The organism is Sporosarcina luteola, assembly GCF_023715585.1.
Taxonomy (GTDB): Bacteria; Bacillota; Bacilli; order Bacillales_A; family Planococcaceae; genus Sporosarcina; species Sporosarcina luteola_D.
In genome coordinates, this window is record NZ_JAMBOK010000001.1 from 1,700,252 (window position 1) to 1,719,231 (window position 18,980).

General features: G+C 49.3%; 20 protein-coding genes. 3 read left to right on the plus strand and 17 right to left on the minus strand.

Going from position 1 to position 18,980, the window contains the following annotated elements:
• Positions 1-572: 572 nt before the first annotated feature.
• From M3193_RS08300 to M3193_RS08320, 5 genes are all read right to left on the minus strand, one after another.
• The gene (locus tag M3193_RS08300) at positions 573-1,697 is read right to left on the minus strand and encodes a polysaccharide deacetylase family protein (RefSeq protein WP_251626169.1); all 1,125 of its coding nucleotides are present in this window, start codon (positions 1,695-1,697) and stop codon (positions 573-575) included.
• A gap of 159 nt (positions 1,698-1,856) precedes the next feature.
• Complete coding sequence (locus M3193_RS08305) at positions 1,857-3,131, minus strand: HlyD family efflux transporter periplasmic adaptor subunit (protein WP_251626171.1); 1,275 nt, start codon at positions 3,129-3,131, stop codon at positions 1,857-1,859.
• The gene (locus M3193_RS08310; protein ID WP_251626174.1) at positions 3,132-3,818 is read right to left on the minus strand and encodes a hypothetical protein; all 687 of its coding nucleotides are present in this window, start codon (positions 3,816-3,818) and stop codon (positions 3,132-3,134) included. It lies immediately after the preceding gene.
• A gap of 621 nt (positions 3,819-4,439) precedes the next feature.
• The gene (locus M3193_RS08315; protein WP_251626177.1) at positions 4,440-4,883 is read right to left on the minus strand and encodes a transcriptional regulator; all 444 of its coding nucleotides are present in this window, start codon (positions 4,881-4,883) and stop codon (positions 4,440-4,442) included.
• Between the two features lie 87 nt (positions 4,884-4,970).
• Positions 4,971-5,288, minus strand: coding sequence for a hypothetical protein (locus M3193_RS08320; protein ID WP_251626181.1), 318 nt, complete (start codon positions 5,286-5,288; stop codon positions 4,971-4,973).
• A 118-nt stretch (positions 5,289-5,406) separates the two neighbouring features.
• On the opposite strand from M3193_RS08320, the gene M3193_RS08325 reads away from it, so the two are divergent.
• Both M3193_RS08325 and M3193_RS08330 read left to right on the plus strand, forming a co-directional pair.
• Positions 5,407-6,984: a hypothetical protein gene (locus M3193_RS08325; RefSeq protein WP_251626184.1), complete on the plus strand. Its 1,578-nt coding sequence runs from the start codon at positions 5,407-5,409 to the stop codon at positions 6,982-6,984.
• Positions 6,981-9,725, plus strand: coding sequence for a DEAD/DEAH box helicase (locus M3193_RS08330; RefSeq protein ID WP_251626186.1), 2,745 nt, complete (start codon positions 6,981-6,983; stop codon positions 9,723-9,725). Before M3193_RS08325 ends, M3193_RS08330 begins: the two co-directional genes overlap by 4 nt.
• 40 nt (positions 9,726-9,765) lie before the next feature.
• Here the strand turns inward: M3193_RS08330 and M3193_RS08335 are convergent, their stop codons facing one another.
• The gene (locus M3193_RS08335; RefSeq protein WP_251626191.1) at positions 9,766-9,927 is read right to left on the minus strand and encodes a hypothetical protein; all 162 of its coding nucleotides are present in this window, start codon (positions 9,925-9,927) and stop codon (positions 9,766-9,768) included.
• Between the two features lie 285 nt (positions 9,928-10,212).
• Entirely contained in the window at positions 10,213-10,671 is a 459-nt protein-coding gene (locus M3193_RS08340) for a single-stranded DNA-binding protein (protein ID WP_251626193.1), read from the minus strand.
• Positions 10,672-10,913: 242 nt separating this feature from the next.
• Here M3193_RS08340 and M3193_RS08345 point away from each other — a divergent pair, with 242 nt between their 5' ends.
• A complete protein-coding gene (locus tag M3193_RS08345) occupies positions 10,914-11,351 on the plus strand; it encodes a YwpF-like family protein (protein ID WP_251626196.1) in 438 nt (145 codons plus the stop codon).
• 431 nt (positions 11,352-11,782) lie between these two features.
• On the opposite strand, the gene M3193_RS08350 is transcribed toward M3193_RS08345, so the two are convergent.
• From M3193_RS08350 to spoIID, 10 genes are all read right to left on the minus strand, one after another.
• Positions 11,783-12,121 (minus strand): hypothetical protein, encoded by a 339-nt coding sequence (locus tag M3193_RS08350; RefSeq protein ID WP_251626198.1) that lies wholly within the window; start codon positions 12,119-12,121, stop codon positions 11,783-11,785.
• Positions 12,122-12,209: 88 nt separating this feature from the next.
• Positions 12,210-12,602 (minus strand): hypothetical protein, encoded by a 393-nt coding sequence (locus M3193_RS08355; protein WP_251626200.1) that lies wholly within the window; start codon positions 12,600-12,602, stop codon positions 12,210-12,212.
• Positions 12,603-12,699: 97 nt separating this feature from the next.
• The gene (gene fabZ / locus M3193_RS08360; RefSeq protein WP_251626203.1) at positions 12,700-13,143 is read right to left on the minus strand and encodes a 3-hydroxyacyl-ACP dehydratase FabZ; all 444 of its coding nucleotides are present in this window, start codon (positions 13,141-13,143) and stop codon (positions 12,700-12,702) included.
• A 58-nt stretch (positions 13,144-13,201) separates the two neighbouring features.
• On the minus strand, positions 13,202-13,537 hold the full coding sequence (locus M3193_RS16710; protein ID WP_285851861.1) for a DNA-directed RNA polymerase subunit beta: 336 nt from the start codon (positions 13,535-13,537) through the stop codon (positions 13,202-13,204).
• 22 nt (positions 13,538-13,559) lie between these two features.
• Positions 13,560-14,396 carry a flagellar hook-basal body protein gene (locus M3193_RS08370; protein ID WP_251626206.1) on the minus strand — a complete coding sequence of 279 codons (837 nt, stop codon included), beginning with the start codon at positions 14,394-14,396 and terminating at the stop codon, positions 13,560-13,562.
• Between the two features lie 25 nt (positions 14,397-14,421).
• The gene (locus tag M3193_RS08375; protein WP_251626208.1) at positions 14,422-15,258 is read right to left on the minus strand and encodes a flagellar hook-basal body protein; all 837 of its coding nucleotides are present in this window, start codon (positions 15,256-15,258) and stop codon (positions 14,422-14,424) included.
• Positions 15,259-15,324: 66 nt separating this feature from the next.
• Positions 15,325-16,317, minus strand: a complete 993-nt coding sequence (locus M3193_RS08380) for a rod shape-determining protein (RefSeq protein WP_251627256.1) — start codon at positions 16,315-16,317, stop codon at positions 15,325-15,327.
• Positions 16,318-16,682: 365 nt separating this feature from the next.
• On the minus strand, positions 16,683-16,952 hold the full coding sequence (locus M3193_RS08385; RefSeq protein WP_251626212.1) for a sporulation transcriptional regulator SpoIIID: 270 nt from the start codon (positions 16,950-16,952) through the stop codon (positions 16,683-16,685).
• A gap of 302 nt (positions 16,953-17,254) precedes the next feature.
• On the minus strand, positions 17,255-17,908 hold the full coding sequence (locus tag M3193_RS08390; RefSeq protein ID WP_251626214.1) for a M23 family metallopeptidase: 654 nt from the start codon (positions 17,906-17,908) through the stop codon (positions 17,255-17,257).
• A gap of 10 nt (positions 17,909-17,918) precedes the next feature.
• Positions 17,919-18,917 (minus strand): stage II sporulation protein D, encoded by a 999-nt coding sequence (spoIID, locus tag M3193_RS08395; protein ID WP_251626217.1) that lies wholly within the window; start codon positions 18,915-18,917, stop codon positions 17,919-17,921.
• Positions 18,918-18,980 lie beyond the last annotated feature (63 nt).

Here is an 18,980-nt window from a genome sequence, read left to right on the forward strand (position 1 = left end):
AAATTTCAGAAAAATCGTTCAAACGGTATGGATGATTCTGGATGCTGATAGTGCGGAAGATTTATGGATAGTATTGTAAGCATGAGTATTTGGCTAAGTTGCTTGAATAGTATTTTTAGCTTGTTTGATTTCCAGTTTACTGGCGATGTCTTGGATCGTGCGATTCATTTATGAGCGTTTGCGGAGTGTTATGCGTGTTTTTTTGCGTTTATGCGTATCTGGTGAAGGTTATGCGCTAGTTTGTCGAGTTATGCGTGGAATCGATGATTTATGCGTATTTATAGCAGTTTAAGTGGTTCGCGGGCTTTTGCTTAATTGTCAGCATATTCCTTGTCGCGTCAAGTGCATTTGCTCAATTAAGGGTTTAATTTATGCGTGGGTACGCCCGGTTATGCGTGAGTTTTTGCGTTTATGCGTATCTGGTGATGGTTATGCGTTAGTTTGTCGATTTATGCGTGGATTCTATGATTTATGCGTAGTTATAGCAGTTTATGAGCGGTTCGCGGAGTTTATGCGTGATTGGTAGATGGATGCCTGTCGCGACTAGTGGTTTTGACCAATAATGGTTTGGTTCAGAGCGACGGATCGCGTAGGAAGTTCTGGATGATGTGGTTGTCGGGTTCGTACGCCTTGAAGTTGTAGCCTTCTCGTTGGAGCCATTCGATGATTCTAGGAAGAGCGATGGTTGTTTGGCTGCGGTCATGCAGGAGGATGATGATGTCCTTGTCGCCGGATTTCGCGGCTTTTGTGACGCCGTCCTGAACGTTTTTCACGATTTGGCCGGCTTGTTTGTCCGTATAGCGCCAGTCGTTGGAGTCGACGTCCCAGTCCCATAGCTTAAGTCCGCGGGCGATAAGGCTTTTTTGCATACCCGACGTGACGAGCGGTTTGCTGCCGTAAGGGACGCGCACGAGATTGGCAGACTTCCCTGTAAGCTGTTCGGCGATTTCGGCGCCGCCAGCCATTTCGGCAATGAATGATTCGGAGGAATTGTAGACGAGTGCCTTATCGTGCGTCATGCTGTGCGAACCGATGTAATGGCCACTTTTCGAGACGGTTTTGACGATGGATTCGTTCTGCTTCATTTGATTGCCGAGGAAGAAGAAGGTGGCGGGCACATTGTATTTTTCGAGCGTCGCGTGATTGATCAGTGTGGATTGATTCGGACCGTCATCGAACGTCAAATAGACGGTCGGCTTTTTAGTCGTTTGAGTTGTTTGAGTTCTTTGTTGCTTCTTTATGTGTTCCTTGATGATTTCTTTGTATTCGATATGGCTTATATGCGGATAGGCATCTCGATAAATCCTCAATGTCCGGTATTCCGGAAAGTATTCGAGCTTGAATTCGAATTGGTTTGCCAAATACTTCAGGCTGATCAACAGCTTGCCGGATTCGCTGAAGATAAGTGGGTTTTCTGCAGAAGGTGCTTCTTGGTCAGCAGGGATGTTAAGTGTAATTTCTTTTCCGTGTTTAGATAATTTTATTGTTCCTTTATCCTTTGTAATGTCGATGTACAGGTGTTTGGAAATCTCCTCCAAAAGCACCTTTGTATCACCGCCTATGACGTAGATGTTCTCGATCGGCAACATTTTATCATGAAGACCGATATAACGCTTTGCCTCCTCTTTCGCAGCTGCTTCATTCACTCCTATTAGGAATGCAATTAGTATGATTGCAATTATGACTACCCTTTTCAATTTATCTACTCCATTTCCACTAGTAATTTCACTGTTTCAGTCTATTAATTGAGTCGGACAAGTAGAATCATAATCAGCTTTGTTTACTGGGTGAAAACTTTCCTTTACTACTAATTCAACATAAAAAAACCGCCACTTGGGCGGTTTTTGTCTTGGTGTTTATTCCACGAAAACATATTTCACGTAGTTCTTCCACCCGAATGTTCTCCAGTCGCTCCTTGACGGGAGTTCCAGCGGGAGGGGGAGGAATACGCGTGGATGGTTGCTGTATTCTTCAATGTTGCGGTTATAGATGGCGACATCGCCGGTTGTCAGGCCTTCCGTAATGACGGCGCGGTTGTTCGTGATAAATGGAACCGTTACGTTTGTGTTGGCGGCACGGCCTTGTTCGTCCAGCTTCCAGACGACGGCGCTGTCTTCAATGAAGGATTCGAGCCAATGGAGTTTCACTGAAACGGCTTCCGCTTCATTCACGATGATTGATGCGTTCACGTTCGCTCCGAAAGGCATATTGTACAGCTCTTCTAGCGGCTTGATTGTAATTTCATAGAGGTCGAGCGGATTTTCCCGTTCTTTCGGGTCAAGCTTATCGTACGCTTCGCGCCATCTGCTGTCTGTTGCAGGCACTTCGGATACGGAATGGATTGTGCCTTCGATGACCGACTCCAGATTATCTTCTTGGATGCGGACAGGATCGCCGGCTTCGATTTTCTGCCATTCGTCGAGTTGGACGTACGTCGTGACGAGCTTTCGATTGCTATAAATATCAGCGGCGAGTGTGAAGCCGTGCTTGTTCACGTCCGAAACCGTTCCGTCCACAGGGCTGATGAGCGCAGGACGGGCATCATCCTGTTCGAGCTGCGTCTGGACGACGGTTAGTTTCCTGTCGATTTCCGACAGTTCGCGCTCCGCTTCGGCAATTGCTTGGGCGTAGGCGCCGTCTTGGTGGACATCGACTTGGACATCGACGTTCAATTCGACATCTGAGCCCTCCGGTGTTTCGGTCGTAGTAACGTTGGACGAATTAGTTCGGGCGCTGCTCCGGTCTGATTCGAGGCTAGCAATTGTTGACTCGATTGCACTCCGTTGTTCAAGGAGTCCTTCCTCTTCCGCTTCCCATGCCGCGAGCTGGCTCTCTGCGCGTCCGGTCTGCAGCAACGCGATTTCATCACCGACCTTAACTGGATCGCCTTCCTTGACGAGCCATGAATCGATCGTCTCATCGTCACCGACGTAGACGGTGTAGATGCTTTCAGGCGTGACGAGTCCTTCTTTCGGGAGTTCCTCTTCATAATGTCCGGGAGTCATGCGCTCGTACTTGTGGACATACAATGTTTTGGGAACCGTGCTTTTCTTCGAGAAGAGCACGTGGACGTTAACGGCGATGAAGAGGCTGACGATGACGGCGACGGTGATGCTTAATCGTTTATTCATCTAGAAGCCACCTCCGAAAATTGAATTGAGGATGGAATCGAACGGAATGTACGCGACAGCTGCGGTGATGAGGGCCATTGCGACATGCAGGCCGATCAATATCCATAGATGCTCTTTCCATCTTCCGTCCACGATGAATCCTCGGATGAACCTGTATTGCAGTGTGATGATCAGCGCGCTTGTGACAGTCAATTGGTTCATGAAAAGGACCAAATACCAGTTTTCCATGACGGTGACGGCGAGCGGGCCGAAGGATAGAAATGATAGGCTGACCGTTGCGCCTTTCATTGCAAAGACAATGAAAAGGACCGCTTTTTCCAGGAGCAGCACGCCTGCGATGAGCACTTGGAGCGGGACCAACTGCCGGTATGGGATTTTTGTCAGTGCCGACAGGATCAATGCGACTCCAAAAATGTGGAATGCTATGTATAGGACCGACCATAGAATTGTGCCCGCAAGTGATGCGTATCTAGCAATTATGTAGTCAGTAGTCGTCATTGTCGCCATCACTGACGTTAGTGCTTCCGTGCCCATTCCCCATATTTCTCGGAGCGCGAATAATGCGATGCCTGCAAGGAAAACGAGTAAGAGCCTTCTATTGAAGTTTCGCATCGTTCCGGTTTGCAGTTGTGAGGCGAGTTCATAGGGCCTCGTCAAAAAGTGCCAGAATCGGTATTGGAAAAACAAGCGCGACCATCCTTTCTTCAGGTGTTTTTTTGATGCTGTATACATAACTGTATCAAATCTCGTGGATTATTCAATTTTAAGTAGTCATTTTTTGTATGATTCTTGGAAAATATGACTAGACTAATGGGAAATTCATCTTTTTGAAACGCCTCATTTCCCGGGAAATCGACAAAGGAGCGGATTTTGATGAATCAAGATGATAAGCATCAATTTACAATGCATGATTTCTTGTTCGGATTGACGGGTTCCACTGTATTCGTCATTGCGTTGCATTTTTTCACGAATTGATTGGGCGACGAATTGAATTGAGCCTTTGTGAAATTAATTGAGCCTTTGATCGAATAATTGAGCCTTTGTGCAATTAATTGAGCCCTTGATCGAATAATTGAGCCCTTGTGCCATTAATTGAGCCCTTGATCGAATAATTGAGTCCTTGTTTAATTAATTTAGCCCTTGATGAAATAATTGAGCCCGAACGCAACTATTTAAGTCCTTGCGACTTGCAAGAAGTTAGTAAGCTAGCTATGTATACCCTGTCAGTCTAGTCGTTCAAACTCAAAAATAAAAACACTCATCGTCTTTTGGAGCGATAAGTGTTTTTTCATGAGTTGTTTTTCAATGTCAGTGCATTCCTTCCGTCAGTTGAGTGAATAAGGTGCGGTTGTTTGTTTCGAGTGCGTAGTCGATCATGCGCTGGCGGTTGGCGGATTCGATTTCTTTCAACAACTCCGCCGCTTCCTGAATTACCTCTTCGGGTATTTCCAATTTCAAGTTCAACGTCCCTTCAAGGATTGATGATAGATGCAGATGAAGATCTGAGATGAGGAGCAGCTGGTAAAGCGGAAGCCGGATGAATCGGCTGCCCCGCTGGAAGACGAACACTTCTCCAAGGTTTTCGACTTGCAGGCTCTTCACGTTGACGACGATTTCTTTTCCTTCAGAGGGGACGAATTGGTATACTTCACCGCCTTTGATAATCGAGAAATATTGATAGGCGAACACGAGACGGAGACGAAAGTTCTCTTGGCTAGTGAAAAAAGGCGTCATACGCTGTACTGATAGCATTTTTCTCCCTCCATCATTGAATATTCCGATTATTTATATTCTATCATAGTCCGCGAGGTTTTGTGAATGTTTTGTTTTCTATCTTATTCACTTCCATCTGGATTGATGATTTTTCTTATTCGATCTCATGATGAATTGGATTGCCAGCGGTTCAAACGGTATTTTCCTTTTCAGCAGCTGATTGATGAATTTACTATCCTTGCCATTGAAGAATGTCACTTCGTCGGTTTGATAGTTGACGACAATCGCCTCGGAATCATGCCCGAGTGTCATGAATGTTTCGGCTGCGATGAATCCCCCGCCGTTTCCGTTTTCCAGGTAGGCGTGATCGATCGATATGTAGTCTCGTATTAGCAGATTCCGTTTTTCATAGACTTTTGGTATATGTAGGAGTAATGTTTCCAATTTGGTTCCCCCCGCCAGTTTTTTATTTGTCGTTTGCCATACTTTGAATGATATCATTTACGATTGCGGCATGAAAGCCTTATAATAGAGGGAATGCTTTAGTTTAGGGAGTGAGCCGATGCACATGTCAGTGGAACGAGTTTCTTATTTGCATGAGCGTGAAATAGATGAATGTATGAACATGATCCAACACTCTTTCCGGCCCGATGTGCAGGGTGAGGCGAAGGTCATCCGAAAAGCCGTTTCATTGGTCCGTAAAGGCGCGTTGCGCGATTTCCAATTCTCACAGGACGGCATGGCCATCGAAGTGCTGATCGCGGACGAGGCGGAGGAATTTGTCACACTTTCCCTTTCGATGACGGAAGCGTCTTGTACTTGTGTTGAGGATGATTGGTGCGCCCATAAGATTGCTGTTGTCTTCCATCTTTATTCACAATTCCATTCGTTGACGGAGTGGCTGCATGATTGGCAGCGCAGAGAAACGGAACAGATGGCGCTGACCGTTTCGGAGCGGACGCCAGAAGCTTGGAATGACGTGTTGTACAGGCTTGCGTCTCCGCTTCGCGAGATCGGGCCAAGTGATAATCCGAATGTATTCATCCACGAAAGCTCGTTGATGGACCAGAAAGTGATTCCGCTGTCCCCTTTCGAATATGAATGGAAGCCGTTGTTCGAACTGTTTTACCGACTGCATCTGCTCGAGGCGGGCTGGTCTTTTGCGCACGGACATCTCGAGGAGGCAAATCATTTCACGTACCGCCAATGGCAGGTGAAGATGTGGCTCAATGAACAGATCGAGAAGCTGCGTGATATCGGCAAAGCGATTGGCAAGAATCCACGTCTATTCGAGACGGATGCGTTTTACAATGCTTTGAAAAAGCAAGTCCGCGAGTTCGTCCTGCGGAATAAAGGGCTTTTCGAAGTCCGCCTTGAAATCTACGCGATCATGTGGGAGTTCCTGTACAAGGATACGGCTGCACAGGAGAAAGAGCTTGCATTTCTGCTTGACGATGATTCGGTCGATGCCGCCTTTTTCGCTGCGTATTTCAACTTGACGAAAGGCGATGAAGAGACGCTCGCAAAAATAGCGGAGCGCGCGGGCGGCGAGCTTGTCGGCCATTGGCTGCCACTGGCGGATTTGGCTGCCGAGAGGGAAGATCAAGCCTCCCTCTCCGTCATCATGAATACGATCTACCCTCATATCGGCGATTTCTTTGGCAGGATTTCGTTTTCCACCGACCGGTATCATTTTATCCGGAAGATCGATGGATTGCTTGAAGAAGCGGATTTTCCGGAAACGCGCCGCGAAGAGCTTTTCATGATTTACGGGGAAGACGGCGTCAGCGCGTTCGGCGATTTCCTCATCGAGCGGGAGCGGTTCGCCGAATGGGCGGCACTCATGCATCGGTTCAATATTCCGTACGACGGGCTTGAGCCGGATACGTTGAAGTTCGTCCTCGCAAATGACCCGGCTTCCGTCATGCCGCTGCTTCATACGTATGCGATGCGGTTCATCCAGGAAAAGAACCGGCATAGTTACCGCCGCGCTGTCCGGTTGTTCAAAAGTATGAAGGCGGGCGCGAAAAAGAGCGGCAAGGTGGATTTCTGGAACCGATATATTGACACCGTCCGCGAGCAGTATCGACGGCTCCGCGCGTTGTCGGAAGAAATGGAAAAGGGGAATTTGAATTTATGACGAAAATGGATACGTTGAATCTCCTCTTCCAATTGGCGATTGAACGGGACGAAGGAGGGCGGTATTCGGTTACTGCGACAGACCCGTCCGGACGTGCGGTTGCCCCGGACAGGCTCTCCTCCTTCCTGTTCTTCAATAATGAACAGGCGTTGTACGGCTTGTTGCCGACGACCGATGAAGAGGCCGTCCATTTGAATACGAATGAATTCCTGCAAGTATTTGCGGGCAAGACGCATCCCTTCGCTTCGTTTGAAGGCAATTCGTCGAAAGATGAAGCGCATTTATCCGCGTTGCGGGAAGCGGCGCGTCTATGGAATGAACCTGATTTCTGGCAGCACGCGGAGCTGGACGCAGGGACGATCCGATTCGACGAGGAGAAAATAGGGATCTCTGCCCTTTCTTCGATGATTTTGCATGATGCGATTCGCGAAAAAATCAATGCTTCGGCAATGCGGCTCGATCAGTTGCCGGCGTTGCTGCCTCATTTACGGAAATACGGTTGGCCTGGCGATTCGGTTTCGACGATGCCGGTCCGGGTCGCTTTCCGTCTGACGGAGCCGGATGAAGACGGGGATACGGAATGGCTGCTCGAGACGGTCGTCGTCAGTGAACGCGGGACGCATTGGACGCCAGCTGTCCGGAAAGCGAATGCGGAAATCGCCGATGCGCTGCCTGCGAAATGGAAGGATTTCGCCGATGAAATTCTTGAGAAGCAGTCTGAGATGGTGTCTTTCCTGCGTTCGGTCGACGCTGAGCCCGGGAACCGGTTTTTATCGATTGCGATGTCCGATCCGGAAGTGCGGATGTTCATCCAGGAAGACCTGCCTGTGTTCCAGGCGTTCGGGTATGCTGTCATTCTGCCGGCTTGGCTGAAGTCGGTGACAGAGTCGAAGATGCGCGTCCGGACGAGTGCGAGTGTGCAGTCGTATCGGTCCGCCGCCGGTCTTGATGAAGTCCTTTCCTTCGATTGGAACTTTTCGCTTGCCGGGAAAGAAATCGATCAGGACTCGTTCCGCAGGCTTGTGGATGAGAATCGCGAGTATATCCGGTCGGGCGATGAGTGGTTCCATATCGACCCGCTTTGGCTGAAGCGGATCCGTGAGCTGATGGAGCAGGCGGATGCCGGCGAGTGGACAGTGAAGGATCTGCTGTTCCAGGAGATTCCCGAGGAGATCATCCCGGTCGATGAGGATGATGAGTCGGATGATCCCCTTCTGGCGTTTTCGATGAAACAGTCGCTGCGTGAATATGTCGAGATGGTTTCGAATAAGCAAGGCCTTCCTGAAGCGGGGATTCCGGGTGCATTGCAGGCGGAGCTCCGGCCCTATCAAGTCGACGGGTATAATTGGCTCGTCTTCATGCGCGAGCATCATTTCGGGGCTGTATTGGCCGATGATATGGGGCTCGGGAAGACGGTGCAGCTCATTACGTATTTATTGAACGTGCATGGGCGCCCGGAAACGGACTCCCCTTCGCTCATCATCTGCCCGACGAGCGTGCTCGGCAACTGGCAGAAGGAGATCGAGCGGTTTGCGCCGTCGCTTAAGGTGCTTACGCATTACGGTCCGACGCGTGCCCGGGAGGAAGAGTTCGATGCGCTATTGAAAGAGCGCAAGCCGGATGTCATTTTGACGACGTACGGCACCGCGACGCAGGATGATGAGACGCTTGGCGGCACTGTTTTTGCGAGCATTACGCTCGATGAGGCGCAGAATATCAAGAACATGCAGACGAAGCAGTCACGGGCGATCCGGAAATTGCAGGGCGACCATCAGATTGCGTTGACGGGGACGCCGATCGAGAATCGGTTGTCGGAGCTGTGGGCGATTTTCGATTTCATCCACAAAGGGTATTTCGGAAGCTTCCGGACGTTTTCCGAGCAATTCATCGTTCCGATCGAGCGGGATGATTCGGAGCTTGAGAAGCGCAAATTGCGTGCGAAGATTCGTCCTTTCTTGCTGCGCCGTACGAAGAACGATCCTGATTTGCAGTTGAATCTGCCGAAGAAGCTTGAACAGAACGAGTATTGCCCGTTGACGACGGAGCAGGCGGCGCTCTATGAAAGTTTCATCGAGGATACGAAGTTCAAGCTGGATACGTTGACCGGATTTGAACGGAAAGGGCTCATTCTGAAGATGTTGAGCCGCTTGAAGCAGCTTTGTAATCATCCTTCGCTGTTTTTGAAGGAGCCTCATGCGCCTGCCGATCAGATGCTTGAGCGGTCGGTGAAATTGAACCGGATTGTGTCGATGGCGGCGGATATTGCTGCGAATGGTGAGCAGTGTTTGATTTTCACGCAATATATCGGGATGGGCCAGTTGATCCGCCAATGCTTGAGCGAGCTGCATGATATCGATGTGCCGTTCTTGTCGGGAAGCATGCCGAAGGGGCAACGCGATCATTTGGTCGAGGCGTTTCAGGCCGGTGAGTTCCCGGTTTTCATCTTATCGCTGAAGGCTGGCGGCACCGGGTTGAACTTGACGGCGGCGAACCATGTGCTGCACGCGGACCGCTGGTGGAATCCTGCGGTTGAGAATCAGGCTACGGACCGTGCGTATCGGATCGGCCAGACGAAATTCGTGCATGTCCACAAGTTTGTGACCGTCGGGACGATCGAAGAGAAGATTGATAAGATGCTGCAAGAGAAAGCAGCGCTGTCCGCGGATCTTATCCAGTCGAGTCAATGGCTGACGGAGTTGTCCGATACGGAATTGGATGATCTTCTGTCGTTTGAAAGATAGTTGTGTGACCCTGGTTTCCATTTATGGAGGCCGGGGTTTTTCATGATCGCTGTGCGTGGCGCCGCATATGTATGGGAATGACTTTTCTCGCGAGTTCTCTCTCTTCCAATTCATTGAGCCGTTCATTCATGCCGGCGATGATGCGGATGAGCTGCCCGACTTGCAGTTCCATGCGGATGAGCTGTTGGTCTAGTTTTTCCATGTGTTTTCCTCCTCTCGGTATTGGTAAGATGCGGCGGGAACGGTCCCCGCCGCATAGTGTCGGCCAAGATCATCAGGCCTAACGCAGCTAGCATTGCGTCTGGCGGACGCGATGCCCCCTTTGGATATGGGAGGGTCCCCACCCTCCATATCCTGATCGCTTTTTTCTCCTTCTTACTCACTTAGATATTTTTCATTCCACTATTCAATTTTTTGTGTATCCGAACGTTTTGGCGGTCCCCCTTTTCGGTTAATTCCCCCTGCCCTATGTATCATCCTTTAGAGGTCAATAGATAGGCAGTCCCTCTGTCTCGTCCTGCGGCAGATGGAAGTTCGTACTGACCTTCTCCTGTTCCGTCTTGCTCTCATTTCCGCCGCTTTGTTGCACATTTCCATCTGGCTCTCCGTACAAGTTGTCGTACGTTCTCCGCTTTGTCGACAGGAAACGGATTTCCTCTCCGATCACTTCTATGACAAAGACGCGGCTATTGTCTTCGCGTTCATATGTCCTCGATTGGATCCGTCCGCCGACACCTACCAAAGATCCTTTTCCACAATGCTTCGCGGTGTTTTCCGCCACTTTCCCCCATGCTGTGCAAAGGATGAAGTCTGCGTCCACTTCGCCATGCTGGTTTTTGAAATTCCGGTTCACGGCAAGGATGAAGCTTGTCTGCAGCCTCCCTTCCGATAGCCTTCGTAAAATCGGATCTTTTGTCATGCGCCCCACGAGTGCAACTTGGTTCACTTTTCCCCCTCCTTTCTTCCTGTGATGCCCTCATCATATTACGGATTGAAAATTGGTGCAAATTGGCAAAATCGAGTTTTGATGGGGTTTCTGGGCTGTTTTTTTGGTTGAAAAATGGATAATGGGATATTGGCAAGGGTTTGGAAGTTTTCATTTATACGGGATAATACGAGCTCGGCTGTTTCTGAAGTTTTTTTCCGGCGTATGGTATACTTGATGAAAAAGCGGGCGGGGTGGCGCATTTGAAGACATTTAAAATGATTTCGGTCGGTATATTGATAGATGATAAGATCCAGGACTTTCCGTTGGAGGACGGCATTATCATCAATCAGGAGAATAGCCACCGGATGTGGATTTTGGAGCTTTTCATCGACCAGGAGCATCAGCAATTGTTCGAGGGATGGAAGGAGTCGGGCGAGTTATTGGAGGCGCGCGTCGTCATTTCCTATCCGGAAAACGAGCCCGCGGGATTCCGCGTGGCGGTCGATGCCGTGCAGCAGATCGGGGAGCATATTTCGGTATTGTTGAAGGGCCGGTTGAAGCGCGCCCGCACTCAGTACGCGGAGCATTTATTGGAGGAATTAATTACCGAGGGGCTTGGCGGCGAAGAGCTACTGAAGCGTTTCGAGTCGGATATGCGTGAGCGTCCGCGGTTGAAGAAGGACCGGGAAGAAGCTTGAGGGGAGCTGCCTTATTGGGCGGCTTTTTTTGATGGCATTTATGCGCTGTTGCGGGGCGTTATGCGCGGATTTTGCGTGTTATGCGTGATTGCGGAGAGTTATGCGTGGATTTCGCTATTTATGCGCGAATGCGGAGCGTTAAGCGTGGATTTCGCTATTTATGCGCGAATGCGGAGCGTTAAGCGTGGATTTCGCGATTTATGCGCAGATGCAGAAATTTATGAGCGCGTAGCGGAATTTACAAGCTTGTTCCGCGGATGGATCCCACGTCGAAGCTGACTCCTATTTGCGCCAGATGCCTTTGACAAACAAAACTCTTTAAAAATGGATGCGGGAGATTCTGTTGGACTCAGCTTCCCTTATGACGCGATTGTAAAAAAAGAAAACCGCCTGGGGTTGGCGGTTTTCTTTCGGCTTGCGGTTAGCGGATGTTATTTGTTCCGGTTGTTGTTCGGAGTTGTTACGTTTTCATCGATAATGACTTCTTCGTTCGGTGCAGTTGTGTTGTCACCGTTCATGTCTCCGTTGATACGGTCATTATTAAGGCCGTTACGGTCGTCATTGATGATTCCGTCGTTTACACCGTTGTTCCGAGTTCCGTTATCGATGCCATCCATGTCCGGTCCTGCGCCGTTATTGACTCGTGGAGTTACATCACGATTCAAGTCTTGCATCGGCGTTTCATTGTTGTTCGGAACGTTGTCGCGGTTGCCGCATGCTGTTAAGACAAGTCCGGAAATGAGTACGAACGGTATCGCTTTTTTGAACATGAAAATTCCCTCCTTTCCACAAGCCTCTCTCATACAAATCGTATGATACTTGTAGGTTGGCTAAAAAGGAGGGAACTATCCATACTTTTTATTGTTCTTTTTCGAACCGGTCTCTGAGCAGCGCTTCGACGTAGACGGCTTCTGCTTTGCAGTCATACGTCAAGTGCGTGTCAAGTTTTTCCTGCATGATCTGGATGTTGGCGATCTGCTCTTCAGATGGCGGCTCGCTGAGAATGCGCTGGATGACTTCATTGATGCGCTGGGCGAGGTCTTCGTGAAATTTAGGTTCCGTTTTCACGTCGTCTGGGATTGATGTATACCAAAGTGCTTTTGTCGTGATGTATTCGCGCCATGAATCGATGAAGTCTTCGATATCGTATAGTTCTTCGTCCCAACCGATGTCCGCCATATATTGCTCGAATGTCTGGGTGATGGAGCGTGTGATGCTGCTCTTTATATTTGGAGAAAGATCATTGTACATAATTGGTTGGTACCTCCCACTATAAGCATGCGTGTGATGTCCGCCTCAATATACACACTGCACTTTCATTTTAGCTTACATATTATACGCGCGCAATTTAATTTGAAGCTTCTGCTACCGGACCTAATGCAAATGTGATTTCCGTTTCGCAGGCGATTTCGCCGTCAACGGTCGCTACCGCTTTCCCTTTTCCGATGGAGCCGCGCATCCGCGTAATTTCGACTTCAAGTCTCAATTGGTCCCCGGGAACGACTTGTCGTTTGAATCGGCAGTTGTCGATGCCTGCAAAGAATGCGAGGCGGCCGCGGTTTTCCTCTTTTTGAAGGATTGCGACTGCGCCGACTTGGGCAAGCGCTTCCACAATCAGGACGCCCGGCATTACTGGGTAGCCTGGAAAGTGGCCGTTGAAGAAATCTTCGTTGATCGTGACGTTTTTCAGGCCGACGACGCGTTTCCCTTCTTCGATTTCTGTAATCCTATCGACTAATAGGAATGGATAGCGATGGGGAATGATTTTTTGAATTTGTTCTGCAGTTAGCATTTCCTTAATCCTCCCGAAAATTTATGTAGTTGAAAATGAAACGAAATGAAAAGAGCCGTTACGACTCTTTCCCTTTTATGATATCGAGTATATGGATCCATGTCTCTTTTTTCAGTGCATCGGCGGGTTGGCCGTCACCGATGTATCCGTAGCCGATGATGACTCCGAGGACTGCTGCGCCTGCAAGCAACAGAAGGACGATTACAATACGCAGCCAGATCGGAAACAATCTAATTTGTACCCAGAGACGCTGCTTTGCGATTGGTTCCTCTTCTGCGGGCTTCTGCTTCTTTTGCAGGTTGCGCTCCACGCGGGACGCCACGATTTGACGCTCTGCGGAGTCATTTTGTTTTATATGATCCCATTGAGGATTCTGCTGTTTTTCTTCTATCATTTCGGATTCTCCCTAGCGCGGCTTATCGAATGTTATTGATCAAGCCTAACATTTGATCGGCGAGCGTGACCGTCCGCGCGTTGAATTGGTAAGAACGCTGGACATTGATCAGGTCTGTCATCTCTTTTTCGTAATTGACGTTTGAGGCTTCAAGCTTCCCGCTTTCCATGTTAATCCGGTTGCGGTTGGCGCCGTTCATTTCCGTCAGGATATCTCCGGCAGCGACGCCGAGTTCCGCTACGTTTTCAGGAAGCGCGAACAATGTCGAAGAAAGCCGGTTCATCAAGTTCGGGCGTTCCAAAGTCGTGACGCCCATTTGGATTTGCTGTACGTTTCCATCGTAATTGGTCACTTGAAGGACACCGCCCGGAAGCATGGCATAATCTCTCACGCTGTCGGAGAATGTGATCGGCTGTCCTGCGCTATTCGCGACAGGATACCCTTCGCCGTTGACAAGCATCAGGTTGCCGCCTTCAACAGGTGAAACGTAAAAATTCCCAGCGCGCGTGTACACCGTTTGCTCCCCGTTTTCTCCGGGCATGATAAGGTTGAAATATTGCTTCGGTTCGGTCAGTGCAAAATCGAGTTCACGGCCGGTCGTCTGCAACGTTCCGACTGTCCAGTTCATTTTCGCAGGACCGAGCGCAGCACCGACGCCATAGCGGATGCCCGCAGGGGATTGACGCTGGGCTGTATCGGCTTTATCGTTGTTGAATTGCTGGTAGAGGAGTTCATGGAAATTGGCTTCACTCGATTTATACCCGTTTGTCGCCGAATTTGCAAGGTTATTCCCGATAATATCGAATTGGTTCTGCAATTGGTTCATTGTGTTAACTGCCGTCGTCATTGATCGTATCATTCGATTCGGCCCCTTTCAAAACGCATCATCCGTTGACCCGTCCTATTTCGTTCACGGCTTTTTCCATGCTGCGGTCATACGCTTGAAGAATTTTTTGATTCGCTTCGAATGCGCGGTACGCGGCGAGCATGTCCGTCATCGACTTCGCAGCGTCGACGTTGGAGCCTTCCAAAAAGCCTTGTTGGAATGAATATCCGACTCCTGCAGCGTTTTGTGCTTCTGGCAAATTAGCGGCGCTTGCAAAGAGGCCGTTATCTTGCTTTAGGAGGGCGCCGGGCTGTTCCGCGAATGAAACACCGAGCCTCGTTACCGTTGCGCCGTCCTGCATGATGTCCCCGGTGTCTGAAATGCTGAAGTCGTCATTTTGCAGTTGGATGCGCTGACCGTTCGTGTCGAGTACATAATACCCCATTGGATTCGTCAAGTAACCGGCTGCATCGATTGTGAAATTCCCGTTTTTCGTGTAGAGCTCATTTCCGTTTTCATTTTCAAGCCGGAAAAAGACAGCTCCTTGTTCACCGGTTTCCGGGTCGATCGGCAGGCTTCCGTCCAGCAGCGCAATGTCTGTCGTCATGCCCGTTTCACGAAGTGTCCCTTGAGTGAAAAGCGGCATCGTCTCTTGCATGTAAACGCCTGTCGACAGCTCTCCAACCGGCGATAAGCCCTTCAGTTGAATTCCCTTTTGCGTCGGGATGCGCTGCGCATTGAGGCTTGACATGAACATTTCCGGAAATGAACGGATGCTTGACTGTTCGGCTTTGAAGCCTGGTGTATTGGCGTTCGCGATGTTGTTTGCCAGCATCTCCGTCCTGCGCTGCTGCGCGATCATGCCGGAGCCGACTGTGTAAAACCCACGGAACATAAGGCACCCGCCTCCTTTCAAAATTCGTTCTTCTCTTTATATCGGATGGATCAAAAGTATTTTTACTTAGTGTCGGCCAGTTTTGCCGATGTTGTCGAGTAGGATTCCCGTCCCGATCGCAACACAGCTGAGTGGATTATCCGAAATGAATACCGGCACTTTCAATTCTTCTGCAAGCAGCGTGTCGATTCCGTGCAACAGGGCGCCGCCTCCTGTGAGGAAGACGCCGCGATCGATGATGTCCGCGGATAGCTCCGGCGGTGTTTTCTCCAATACGTTTTTTGCGGATTGGATGATCATGCCGACCGATTCGCTGAGCGCTTCACGAATTTCATCAGATCCGATCGTAATGGTGCGCGGAAGTCCGCTGACCATATCGCGACCTCGGATGTCCATCTGTTCCTTCCGGCCGCCCGGAAAGACGGTCGCGATCTCTTTTTTGATCGTTTCCGCCGTACGCTCGCCGATGAGCAATTTATATCTTTTCTTGATTGATTGAATAATGTCATTGTCAAATAAGTCTCCGGCAGCTTTGATCGATTCGGAAGTGACGATATCGCCCATTGACAGCACTGCGACGTCCGTCGTCCCTCCGCCGATATCGATGACCATATTGCCGCTCGGCTGGAAGATGTCCATGCCGGCGCCGATTGCCGCGACTTTCGGTTCTTCTTCGAGATATACTTTTTTGCCGCCGGATTTTTCCGCCGCATCCTGGATCGCTTTCTGCTCGACATTCGTAATGTTTGTCGGGCAGCAGACGAGAATCCGCGGCTTCGAAAGAAATCCTTTGACATTCAGTTTATTGATAAAATGGCGAAGCATCATTTCCGTCACGTCGAAATCTGCGATGACACCGTCTTTCATCGGACGGATGGCAATGATATTGCCAGGTGTCCTTCCTACCATTTTAAACGCTTCTTCACCAACCGCCAGTACTTTGTTTGTATGTTTGTCGATCGCTACCACTGCAGGCTCGTCAAGAACGATGCCTTTCCCTTTTACGTGAATCAACACATTCGCAGTCCCTAGGTCGATTCCGATATCCTTTGCAAACATCAATCCCGTTTCCCCTTCCAACTTCAGTTCGGTCGTCCAGTCTCCTAACTATAGATTGTACCATAATGACTCTTTAATGAACACAAATATTGACAGGAATTTTGCATTTTTTCATGCAGTTATTTGGGGCTTGCAGAATCGTGTCGAATGGGGGTTTTTTACAGGTATTTTTGGGGAGTGTGTACGTTGACGACAGTTTTTATGTAGGTCTTTTTCATTCCACTCTAAAAGACATGGGTGTATTTATCAACTATTTATTACTTGTTTTTGTCATTTTCATTCGGGTATGAGACTGTTTTGCTCATGCGAAAAGACAGGGTTTCCGCCTTCCTGCAAGGATGGTCGATGGTCCCCGTCTATTCCCGTTACGTGTTGCGGGCTTTCTTATTTTCATTCATCCATTTCATCCGTGTTGCTTCACCGCCTCTTAAATGTCTGACAGACTTATGATAGGCAAGTACGTTGGCGACTTCTTCGGATAACTCCACATCCACATTCGGCAGTCTCTCCGTCAAATCTTTATGGACCGTGCTTTTCGAATAGCCCGTCGTTTTCGCCAGCGCCCGTACGGTAAGTCCTGTGTCCAGCAACATTTTGCCGAGGCGCACGCATCGCCTCCGAATTTGCTCGTGCACGCCCTCTTCCTTTCCTGTCAGCTCCGTTTCTTCCTTTATCTTATGCAGTGGTTGCCGCGGTTATGTCAAAGCTGGATTGTTGTGGCGGGGTTATTGTTTTATCGGGTGTTGTGGGATGTTGTTTGGACGCGGAACAAGCTGCTTTGGACTCGGAAATCCACTATTAGGACGGATGTAGGCAATTCATAAGATCTGTTTCCTTCCGCGGTAACTGTTGATGGACAATAACTCGAATCTATTGGTTGCGCCAAATGCCCTTACCACAAAAAACCACTCTCGCAATGGAGAGTGGTTTGGTCAGTTTAGAATCCTAGTAATGAGCGCGGGTTGACTGGGTTGCCGTCCTTGTGCACTTCGAAGTGCAGGTGTGTACCGGCTTTCGTGTTCCATTCGTTGCTTGTGGCAGTTGCGAGTGATTGGCCTTGTGTGACTTCATCGCCTTCTTTGACGAGGATGCCTGTCAAGGAGCTGTAGATGGTTGTCATTCCGTTGGCGTGTTCGATAGTGATTTCGCTGCCTTGGAATTCATCGATAACGACTTCTTTCACTGTTCCGCTAAGGGCTGCAACGACTTCAAAAGGTTGGCCATCCATTGAGATCGAGATGCCTTTGTTTGTAAGATATGATTGATTGAAGACGAGGAGTGCATTTTCACGCGACTCTTCATCGGCTTCTGCATCATAGTACTCTTGTATAATCGCCACTTCATCGAGTTGGTCCTCTTTGAATGGGAATTTGAGTACTTCGTTTGCAGCATTTGTTTCAACAAGCGGCGGGGTGTTCGGATCTGTTGCGACGTCGGCAGTTTCGTTCGGGCCCTTTTGGATGAAGGCATTGTAGCCCCAAATCATGCCGACGAAGACGATCGCGATTCCCGCGTAGATGGCCGGCCAGAACCATCTATTCTTCTGACTCTTATTCTTCTGAGAAGGGGATTTCGGTTTTTCTTCTCGCATTATCATCACCTCACTTGCTATTGTTTGCAAGTGTTGGTGTTTTTAAACATTCAGATTCGTCTACTTCAAATTTTTTTATTGTCGTGTCGGAATAATAGTAGGTCAGTATGTTTTCAGCGGTCCATCCTTTCTGGGCGAAGGCTTCCGCACCGTATTGGCTCATGCCGACCCCGTGTCCGTATCCCTTCGTCGTAATGAGGACGATCTCGTTTGTGACGTCGTAGGCGATGTCAAAGTCAGTTGAAGCGAGTCCGAGCGCTTCACGCATGTCCCTGCCGCTCATTTCGAAGCCGGTGGATACCGCTTTTTGTACGCGTCCTGTTTGATTGCGGACAAGTTTGAGGCTTTTAAACTGATCGGCTTTCCAAGCGGATCCGAGCGCTTTATTCCACTTCGCAATCGGCATTTCGATGTGCCGTTCCACTTTCGCTGCGACGATTTCCTCACCCGGGCTTTCCACGCTCTGCAAGTACGGAATCGGGTTGCCACTGTAGTTTTGCGCAGTCTCAGTCTTCCCATTCGAAGTCGAAAAAAACATGGCGGTGATCATTTCATCACCATACACAATCGTGTCTCCCTCGGTCGACGCGACAATTTCCTTTAGCTTCTTCTCGTTTTCCTTGAACTTCTTCCCCCAGCGTTCCTTCCGTTCTGCTGCGGTTTTATAGACTTGGGCGGAGACGGTCGCTTCGATCGGCTTCTTGCCGCCATCCGTCGTCCGCAGAACATAGGTCCGAGCCGCAATCGCTTGTGCCCTTAAGGCCTCGTCATGGAAGCCGATCGGCATTTCGCCGGCGACGACCCCTACGACATACTCCTCAAGCGGCATAGGCTTGTCCACCCCTTCCACAGTGATAGTGATTACGCAAGGATCTTCCTTTGCCACGTTTTTCTCCGGTTCGACTGTCGTTTTCATGAAGATGGGAATAAAAAATAGTAGTACGATGAATAAAACGGCTAGTAGTTTGTCCATATTCGATTGTATGATGAAGGATCGTATTTCATTCAAAAAAACTGCCCCTCGCCGATATGGCAAGGAGCAGTTTTTGGAGTAAACGAATAAGAGTATGAA